Here is a 7,696-nt window from a genome sequence, read left to right as displayed (position 1 = left end):
CATGGTCGCGATGCGTTACCTTCGGGCGCGTCGCCAGGAAGGGTTCACTCTCGGTCATCGCGGGGTTCTCGCTGCTGGGCATCGCGCTCGGCGTGGCGACTCTCATCATTGTGATGGCGGTGATGAACGGCTTCCGGGCGGAACTGCTGGGCCGGGTTCTCGGCCTCAACGGCCACCTCAACGTCTACAGCTCGCGCGGCGGGCCGCTGCCGGACTTCGACATCCTGGCCGGCAAGCTGCGCAACACGCCGGGCGTGGTCAACGTCACCCCGACGGTTGAGGGGCAGGCGCTGGTGTCGGTGCGCGGCGCCGCGTCGGGCGCCGTCATCCGCGGCGTGCGGCCGGAAGACTTCAAGGTGCGGCCGACGCTCGCCAGCAACATCGTCCGCGGCTCGGTCGACGAGTTCGGGGAGGACCGCGTCGCCATCGGCGTGCGCATGGCCCAGCGTCTGGGCCTGACCATCGGCGACCAGATCACCCTGATCGCGCCGCAGGGCAACGTCACCGCCTTCGGCACCGTGCCGCGGATGCGCAGCTATCCCATCGGCGCGATCTTCGACGTCGGCATGTTCGAATACGACAACAGCTTCATCTTCCTGCCGCTGGAGGAGGCGCAGGCCTTCTTCCGCACCGGCGACGCCGTGACCTCGCTGGAGGTGTTCGTCAGCGATCCGATGCAGATCGCCGCGGCCCGCGCCGCCGTCCAGTCGGCGGTGGCGGGGGAGGGCAGGGTGGTCGACTGGCAGCAGTCCAATTCCGGCTTCTTCACGGCGCTCCAGGTCGAACGCAACGTGATGTTCCTGATCCTGTCGCTGATCATCATGGTCGCGGCCTTCAACATCATCTCCAGCCTGATCATGCTGGTGAAGGACAAGGGGCGCGACATCGCGATCCTGCGCACCATGGGGGCGACCCGCGGCATGATCATGCGCATCTTCTTCCTGTCCGGCGCCAGTGTCGGCGTGACGGGGACGCTGCTGGGGCTGGCGCTCGGCGTGTCCTTCGCGCTGAACATCGAGAGCATCCGGCAGGTCATCCAGGGTCTGACCGGCACCAACCTGTTCAATGCCGAGATCTATTTCCTGTCGCACCTGCCGGCCAAGATCGACTGGAGCGAGGTGATCCAGGTGACGCTGATGGCGCTCGGCCTGTCCTTCGCCGCCACCATCTACCCGTCCTGGCGCGCCGCCCGGCTCGATCCGGTGGAGGCCCTGCGCTATGAGTGACGCCGTCATGCAACCGATGCTGGAGCTGAAGGGCATCGTCCGCCGCTTCGAACAGGCGGGCGAGACGCTGGAGGTGCTGCGCGGAGTCGACCTGACCGTCGGCGCCGGGGAGCTGGTGGCGCTGGTCGGTCCGTCGGGGGCGGGCAAATCGACGCTGCTGCACATCGCCGGCCTGCTGGAGCGCCCGACCGGCGGCACCGTGCATGTCGCCGGCACCGACGTGTCCAACCTGGACGACGGCAAACGGACCGAGGTGCGCCGCCGTTCCATCGGCTTCGTCTACCAGTTCCACCATCTGCTGCCGGAATTCTCGGCAAGGGAGAACATCGTCCTGCCGCAGATGATCGCCGGCGTGTCGAAGTCGGTTGCCCGGCAGCGTGCCGACGAACTCTTGCGCATGGTCGGGCTGGAGCAGCGCGGCACCCACCGTCCGGCCCGCCTGTCGGGTGGCGAGCAGCAGCGCGTCGCCATCGCCCGTGCGCTGGCCAACGCCCCGTCCCTGCTGATCGCCGACGAGCCGACCGGCAATCTCGACCCGCACACGGCGGAGCATGTCTTCGCCATGCTGTCGGCCATCGTCCGGCAGGCCAAGGTGGGGGCGCTGGTGGCGACCCACAATCTGGACCTTGCCCGCCGCATGGACCGGGTGCTGGAAATGCGTGACGGCTTTCTGGTGGAGTACCAGCCGTCGGAGCTGGTGCCGTTGAGCGAGGTGGTGCCGGAAGCCTCATAAGCAGTGTCATAGGCCGAAATCGGGTCCTTCCCCCGGTTGCCAACCGGACCCGGTGCCCCCACTCTCATGCGCGACCGCGCCGGCTGAGCTGCGGCACGAGGCAAAACAGGGGGCATCGGGGATGGATCAGCGGATCATCGACCTTTACGACGAATACACCCACGCGCCGCTGCCGCGCCGGGTCTTCCTGGAGCGGCTGGCGGCGTTGGCCGGCGGTGCGGCCGCCATTCCCGCGATCCTGGCGGCAATCGAGCCGAACTATGCCCGTGCCGCCGTGGTGGCGGAGAATGACAGCCGTTTGGCGGCCGAGAAGGTGACCTTCCAGGGGGCGACGGGTGACGTGTCCGGCTATATCGCCCGGCCGAAACTGGCGGACAAGGCGCCGGCGGTGGTGGTCATCCACGAGAACCGCGGCCTGAACGCCTATGTCGAGGACGTCACCCGCCGGCTTGCCACCGAAGGCTTCGTCGCGCTGGCGCCGGACCTGCTGTCGCCGCTGGGCGGTACGCCGCAGGACGCCGACAAGGCCCGCGACATGATCGGCCAGCTCGACGCCGACAAGACGGTCAACAACCTCGTCGCGGCGATGAGCTACCTGATGGCCTATCGCTATTCCTCGGCGAAGGTCGGGGCGGTCGGCTTCTGCTGGGGTGGCGGCATGGTCAACCGGCTGGCGATCAAGGCGCCCGACCTGAAGGCCGGCGTCGCCTTCTACGGGCCGACCCCCGACCCGGCGCTGGTTTCCACGGTGAAGTCGCCGCTGCTGCTGCATTATGCCGGGCTGGACCAGCGCCTCAACGCCGGCATCCCCGCCTATGACGAGGCGCTGACGAAGGCCCATGTCGAGCACCAGATCTACATGTATGAGGGCGTCAACCACGCCTTCCACAACGACACCTCGGCCGAGCGCTACAACAAGGACGCCGCCGATCTGGCCTGGACGCGGACGGTGGAGTTCCTGAAGGCGAAGCTGGCGTAAGGGGGCATTCAACAGCCCAGGACGTCCGCCGTGTCCACGACCGTCGCATATTCGCCGTCCATGTTGGCGAGCGACAGGTCGTGGACCTCGTCCGCCGTGCGCAGCCGGCCCGACCGGTCGAGCCGGGCGAAGGTGAAGCAGGCATCGGCGACCAGACGCACGTCGTAGCCGAGGTTGCCGGCCATCCGCACGGTGGCCTCGACGCTGTTGTTGGTGATGACGCCGGCCACCACCAGCGTGGCGATGCCGCGGCCGCGCAGCCACTCGTCGAGCTCGGTGCCGATGAAGGCGCTGTTCACCCGCTTGCCGATCACCGTTTCGCCCGGGAGGGGCATCGCCTCCTCCTTGAAGGCATGTCCGGGGCCGCCGGGGCGATAGCTCGAGTCCGGCTCCACCGAATCGTGGCGGATGTGGACGATGGGGCGTCCGTCCCGCCGCCACGCGGCCAGCAATGCGGCGACGTTGGCCTCCGCCTGCGGGTTGTTGCGCGGGCCGATCCGGCTCCAGCGCGGGTCGTCGATGGCCTTTTGCAGGTCGACGATCAGCAATGCGGCATTGGGGGGCGAGCTTTCCATGCCTGCGATCCTGCCGCGATTGTCCATCGCGTGACAAGTCCGCCGGTTTCTGGCTCTAATCCGGCGCTCCACCCTCGTTTCCCTGTCCCAGCGCTCGTTCGGAGGCGTCGTGCTCGCATCCCCCCTGTCATTGCTCGCCGTCGCAGTTGGCGGCGCCACCGGCTCGGTGGCGCGATACGTGATGCTGCTTGCGATCACACAATGGGTCGGCACCCGCTTTCCGGTGGGGACGATCATCGTCAACGTCATCGGCTGCACCGTGATGGGCGTTCTGTCGGAACTGGCGAGCCTGACATGGTCGCCGTCGCCGGAACTGCGCGCCTTCCTGCTGGTCGGCATCCTGGGCGGCTTCACCACCTTCTCCTCCTTCACGCTGGACATCGGCGTCCTCGTCGCCCGCGACGAGATCGCTGCGGCGGCGGGATACTTCCTCGCCTCGACGCTGTTCAGCGTGGTGGGCTTCTTTGCCGGCCTGTGGGCCGTGCGTTCTCTTGTTTCGGTGTCCCTCTGATGACTGACTCCTCCAAGCCCGCTGGCGATACCGCCGACAACGGCGCGACCGAAGCCAAAAGCGACAGCAAGGTCGAAACTCGCACCGTGACGGCCGACGAGGCCGACATGCGGCTCGACCGCTGGTTCAAGCGGCATTTCCCCGACGTGAACCACAGCTACCTGCAGAAGCTGCTGCGCACCGGTCAGGTCCGCATCGACGGCAAGCGGGCGGAGACGTCGTCGCGTCTGGCGGCCGGGCAGGGTGTGCGCATCCCACCGCTGGCCGCCTGGGCCGCCCCGGTCAAGGGACCGAGTCAGGGGAGCAGCAAGCCCAAGGGCATGTCCGACAAGCAGATCGCCGAGCTGCAGGCGCTGGTGCTCTACCGCGACGCCGACGTCATCGCCATCAACAAGCCGGCCGGTCTGGCGGTGCAGGGCGGGACCGGCACCTCCAAGCATCTCGACGCCATGCTCGATGCCCTGCGCTTCGACGGCAACGAGCGGCCGAAGCTGGTTCACCGGCTGGACAAGGACACCTCGGGTGTCCTGCTGCTGGCCCGCACGACCTTCGCGGCCAGCAAGCTGACCGAGCTGTTCCGTGGCAGCGCCGTGCGCAAGATCTACTGGGCCGCCACCGTCGGCGTGCCGAAGCCCTACCAGGGCAAGATCGATCTGGCGCTGGCCAAGGAAGGCGGCCCGCATGGCGAACGGGTGGCGGAGAACAAGGAAGAGGGCAAGCGGGCCGTCACCGTCTATTCGGTGCAGGAGAATGTCGGCAAGCAGGCGGCCTTCGTCGCCATGTGGCCGCTGACCGGCCGCACCCACCAGCTGCGCGTCCATATGGCCGCCGTCGGCACGCCGATCCTCGGCGACGGCAAATATGCCGGCCAGGGCGCCTTCCTGGCTGGCGCCGAGGTGGCGAAGAAGCTGCACCTGCATGCCCGCCGGCTGATCCTGCCGCACCCGCGCGGCGGCAAGACCATCGATGTGACCGCGCCGCTGCCGGACCACATGCAGGCGACCTGGAAGTATTTCGGCTTCAGCCCCAACCTGCGCGACGACCCGTTCGAGGATTTCGAGTGATGGGACCTCAAGCGAGATCCCCGCTGCGCCTTGCCCTGTTCGACTGTGACGGCACGTTGGTCGACAGCCAGTTCGCCATCATCGACGCCATGACCCAGGCCTGGGCCGAACATGGGCTGGGCGAACCCGACCCGGCGGATGTCCCGTCGCATGGTCGGACTGTCGCTGGTCGAGGCGGTGGCGCTGCTGCTGCCGCAGGGCGACGCGGCGCTGCATGTCGCGGTGGTGGAGAGCTACAAGCGCGCCTTTTCCAGCGCACGCGGTCGGGGCGAGGTGGACGAGCCGCTGTTTCCGGGCATCCTCGACTCGCTCGCGGCGCTGGAGGCGGCGGGGGTGCTGCTGGGCGTCGCCACCGGCAAGTCGCGGCGTGGATTGGACGCGGTGTTGAAGGGCCATGGGTTGAGCGGGCGCTTCGTCACCTTGCAGACCGCCGACGTCGGTCCCGGCAAGCCGAACCCGCACATGGTCCAGCGCGCGCTGGCCGAGACCGGCGCGGACGAGGCGGCGACGGTTGTGATCGGCGACACCACCTACGACATTCAAATGGCCCGCAACGCGCGGGTGCGGTCGGTCGGCGTCTCCTGGGGCTATCACGCGGTGCCGGAGCTGGAGCGGGCCGGGGCCGACCGCATCGTCCACCGCGGGCGCGACGTCGCCACGGCGGTGCTGGAGCTTTTGGAAGGGTAAGCGATGAAGCGTTTCTACAAGGCGGCGGGGGTCGGCGAGACCGAAGGCGGTTTCCGGGTCGAGCTGGACGGCCGTCCGGTGCGCAGCCCGGCCAAGGCACCGCTGGTCTTCCCCAGCCGGCTGCTGGCCCTGGGAGTCGCCGACGAATGGGATGCGCAGGGCGACCAGATCGACGCCCACTCCATGCCGCTGATGCAGCTGTCGAGCACCGCCGTCGACCTGATCCCGGCCAAACGGCCGGAGATCGTTCCCGCCATCAGCGCCTACGCCGGCACCGACCTGCTGTGTTACCGCGCCGAGCATCCCCAGCCTTTGGTGGAGCGGCAGGCGCAGCTCTGGCAGCCGCTGCTGGATTGGGCGGCACTGACCTATGATGCGCCTCTGCATGTCTGCGCCGGCCTGATGCCGAAGCCTCAGCCGGAGGAGGCATTGGCCGCCCTGCACCGGGTGGTGGAGCGGACGGACGACTGGACTCTGTCGGCGCTGCAGACCGCGACCGGCGTCTGCGGGTCGATCATCGTGGCGCTGGCGCTGCTGGACGGTCGGCTGAGCGCCGAAGAGGCTTTCGAGGTCTCGCAGTTGGACGAAACCTACCAGATCGAGCAATGGGGCGAGGACGCCGAGGCCACGAAGCGCCGTGCGAACGTGCGTGCGGAGATCGTGGCCTGCCGGCGGTTTGTGGATTTGCTGCGGGGGTAACCGGCGGGGGTGTCATGCCCCCGCCTCAAGCCGCAAAGAGCCTTACTGCGACGTGCTGCCGCCGGTCGAACCGGTGGTCGGAGCGGCGCCCGGGGCGACCGTTTCCTTCTCCGCCGGCTTGCGGGTCTTGTTCAGCGACGTCATCGTGTCGTCGTACTTGAAGTCCGGCATCGCCTTGACGTCCTCGCGGCTCATGCCGGCGAGGTTCAGGCGGTTGTTCTGCGAATCCCAATTGGCGGCGCTGTAGTCGACCGCGACTTGCTTCTCGCCGATGCCGAGGAACCCGCCTGAGCTGATCACCAGCTGCTTGGCCTGACCGGTGCCGTCGAGGATGACGTCGTCAACCTCACCGATCTTGTTGTTGTCACGGCCGTAAACGTTCTTGCCGATCAGTTCGTCGGCGCTGGCGAGCTGGCCGCCCGTCGGGCCGGACTTGGTCACGCTGCTGCCGGTGGCGCTGTCCGGCGACGCGCTGTTCGACATGCTGGAGGTCGACGAGGACGGGTTGCCCACGGTCGGCGACGAGGTCTGCGCGACGGCGGCGCCGGTCATCAGAGCCAGCGAGGCGGCGGTGACGATCAGGGTGCGACGCATGGGGGTGGCTCCTTTGTCGTTGTGTCTGAGGACATTGGAACAACAGGAGCGCCGCCCGTTTGATCACGTCTTCCGGGAATTCTTTCGGTGTGGGACTAGCCCTTCGTGGTACGGTCCCATTCGGGCTCGCGCGGGGTCAGAACCGCCGGCCCGGCCTGGAAGGTCAGGCCGCTCTCGGCCGCGCGCTGCACATACTCCAGCCGCAGCAGGGCGAGCGCCACGCCATCGCGGCCGCTGCGGACCTCCCCGGCTTCCTTCCCGTCCAGCGTGACCGGGGTGCCGGCCTCCGGCGTCAGCCCGTCGATGGAGACCGGGAACAGCTTCTTCTTGATGAGGGCGCGGTACTTGGTGCGTGCGGTCAGTTCCTGCCCCATGTAGCAGCCCTTGTCCCAGGAGATGGCGTTCAGCGCATCCATCCGGCTTTCCAGCGGGATCGATTTTTCCGGGATCAGGTCCAGCGTTCCGTCGGGGATGCCGAGCGACAGGCGCAGCCGATCGTAATCCCCACTGTCCCGCGGGGCCAGCCCGGCCGCGTCAAGCGCCGCAATCCCGTCGACGGGCAAGGAACAAGCGGGCGCCCAGCGCCGGCAGCCGCGGGTCGGTGAAAGCCATGCCCCCCCCAATGGGC

The 7,696-nt window shown here is 68.2% G+C and carries 9 protein-coding genes and 1 pseudogene; 7 read left to right on the top strand and 3 right to left on the bottom strand.

Going from position 1 to position 7,696, the window contains the following annotated elements; genetic code table 11:
* Window position 1 precedes the first annotated feature (1 nt).
* The 3 genes and pseudogenes from I71_RS07650 to I71_RS07640 all read left to right on the top strand — a co-directional run bounded on the left by I71_RS07650 (window position 2) and on the right by I71_RS07640 (window position 2,938).
* Window positions 2–1,226, top strand: a pseudogene (locus I71_RS07650) (lipoprotein-releasing ABC transporter permease subunit).
* Window positions 1,219–1,959: an ABC transporter ATP-binding protein gene (locus tag I71_RS07645; RefSeq protein WP_042693460.1), complete on the top strand. Its 741-nt coding sequence runs from the start codon at window positions 1,219–1,221 to the stop codon at window positions 1,957–1,959. Before I71_RS07650 ends, I71_RS07645 begins: the two are co-directional and overlap by 8 nt.
* Before the next feature lie 121 nt (window positions 1,960–2,080).
* Window positions 2,081–2,938, top strand: a complete 858-nt coding sequence (locus I71_RS07640) for a dienelactone hydrolase family protein (protein WP_042693458.1) — start codon at window positions 2,081–2,083, stop codon at window positions 2,936–2,938.
* An 8-nt stretch (window positions 2,939–2,946) separates the two neighbouring features.
* On the opposite strand, the gene I71_RS07635 is transcribed toward I71_RS07640, so the two are convergent.
* Window positions 2,947–3,513, bottom strand: a complete 567-nt coding sequence (locus I71_RS07635) for a cysteine hydrolase family protein (protein WP_042693456.1) — start codon at window positions 3,511–3,513, stop codon at window positions 2,947–2,949.
* 109 nt (window positions 3,514–3,622) lie between these two features.
* Between I71_RS07635 and crcB the strand changes: the two genes are divergently transcribed.
* The 4 genes from crcB (at window position 3,623) to I71_RS07615 (ending at window position 6,474) form a co-directional block, all read left to right on the top strand.
* Entirely contained in the window at window positions 3,623–4,024 is a 402-nt protein-coding gene (gene crcB / locus I71_RS07630) for a fluoride efflux transporter CrcB (protein WP_042693454.1), read from the top strand.
* Window positions 4,024–5,088 (top strand): RluA family pseudouridine synthase, encoded by a 1,065-nt coding sequence (locus I71_RS07625; protein ID WP_042693452.1) that lies wholly within the window; start codon window positions 4,024–4,026, stop codon window positions 5,086–5,088. The genes crcB and I71_RS07625 overlap by 1 nt, the downstream gene beginning before the upstream one ends.
* A 150-nt stretch (window positions 5,089–5,238) precedes the next feature.
* A complete protein-coding gene (locus I71_RS07620) occupies window positions 5,239–5,775 on the top strand; it encodes an HAD-IA family hydrolase (RefSeq protein WP_244433699.1) in 537 nt (178 codons plus the stop codon).
* Between the two features lie 3 nt (window positions 5,776–5,778).
* A complete protein-coding gene (locus I71_RS07615) occupies window positions 5,779–6,474 on the top strand; it encodes an ATP12 family chaperone protein (protein WP_042693450.1) in 696 nt (231 codons plus the stop codon).
* Window positions 6,475–6,516: 42 nt separating this feature from the next.
* Here the strand turns inward: I71_RS07615 and I71_RS07610 are convergent, their stop codons facing one another.
* Both I71_RS07610 and I71_RS07605 read right to left on the bottom strand, forming a co-directional pair.
* Entirely contained in the window at window positions 6,517–7,068 is a 552-nt protein-coding gene (locus I71_RS07610; protein WP_042693448.1) for a PRC-barrel domain-containing protein, read from the bottom strand.
* Between the two features lie 95 nt (window positions 7,069–7,163).
* Window positions 7,164–7,696, bottom strand: a 533-nt coding sequence (locus I71_RS07605) for a YgfZ/GcvT domain-containing protein (protein WP_375731179.1), incomplete at its 5' end; no start/stop codon positions are given.

This window comes from Azospirillum sp. B506, from assembly GCF_000333595.1.
In the GTDB taxonomy this organism is placed as follows: domain Bacteria; phylum Pseudomonadota; class Alphaproteobacteria; order Azospirillales; family Azospirillaceae; genus Azospirillum.
This window is presented reverse-complemented; position numbering and strand designations above follow the sequence as displayed.

Bases quoted from the DNA above. Each gene is read 5' to 3' on its own strand.
- I71_RS07645 (WP_042693460.1), top strand. From the start codon at position 1,219: ATGAGTGACGCCGTCATGCAACCGATGCTGGAGCTGAAGGGCATCGTC.
- I71_RS07640 (WP_042693458.1), top strand. From the start codon at position 2,081: ATGGATCAGCGGATCATCGACCTTTACGACGAATACACCCACGCGCCG.
- I71_RS07635 (WP_042693456.1), bottom strand. From the start codon at position 3,513: ATGGAAAGCTCGCCCCCCAATGCCGCATTGCTGATCGTCGACCTGCAA.
- I71_RS07625 (WP_042693452.1), top strand. From the start codon at position 4,024: ATGACTGACTCCTCCAAGCCCGCTGGCGATACCGCCGACAACGGCGCG.
- I71_RS07620 (WP_244433699.1), top strand. From the start codon at position 5,239: ATGGTCGGACTGTCGCTGGTCGAGGCGGTGGCGCTGCTGCTGCCGCAG.
- I71_RS07615 (WP_042693450.1), top strand. From the start codon at position 5,779: ATGAAGCGTTTCTACAAGGCGGCGGGGGTCGGCGAGACCGAAGGCGGT.
- I71_RS07610 (WP_042693448.1), bottom strand. From the start codon at position 7,068: ATGCGTCGCACCCTGATCGTCACCGCCGCCTCGCTGGCTCTGATGACC.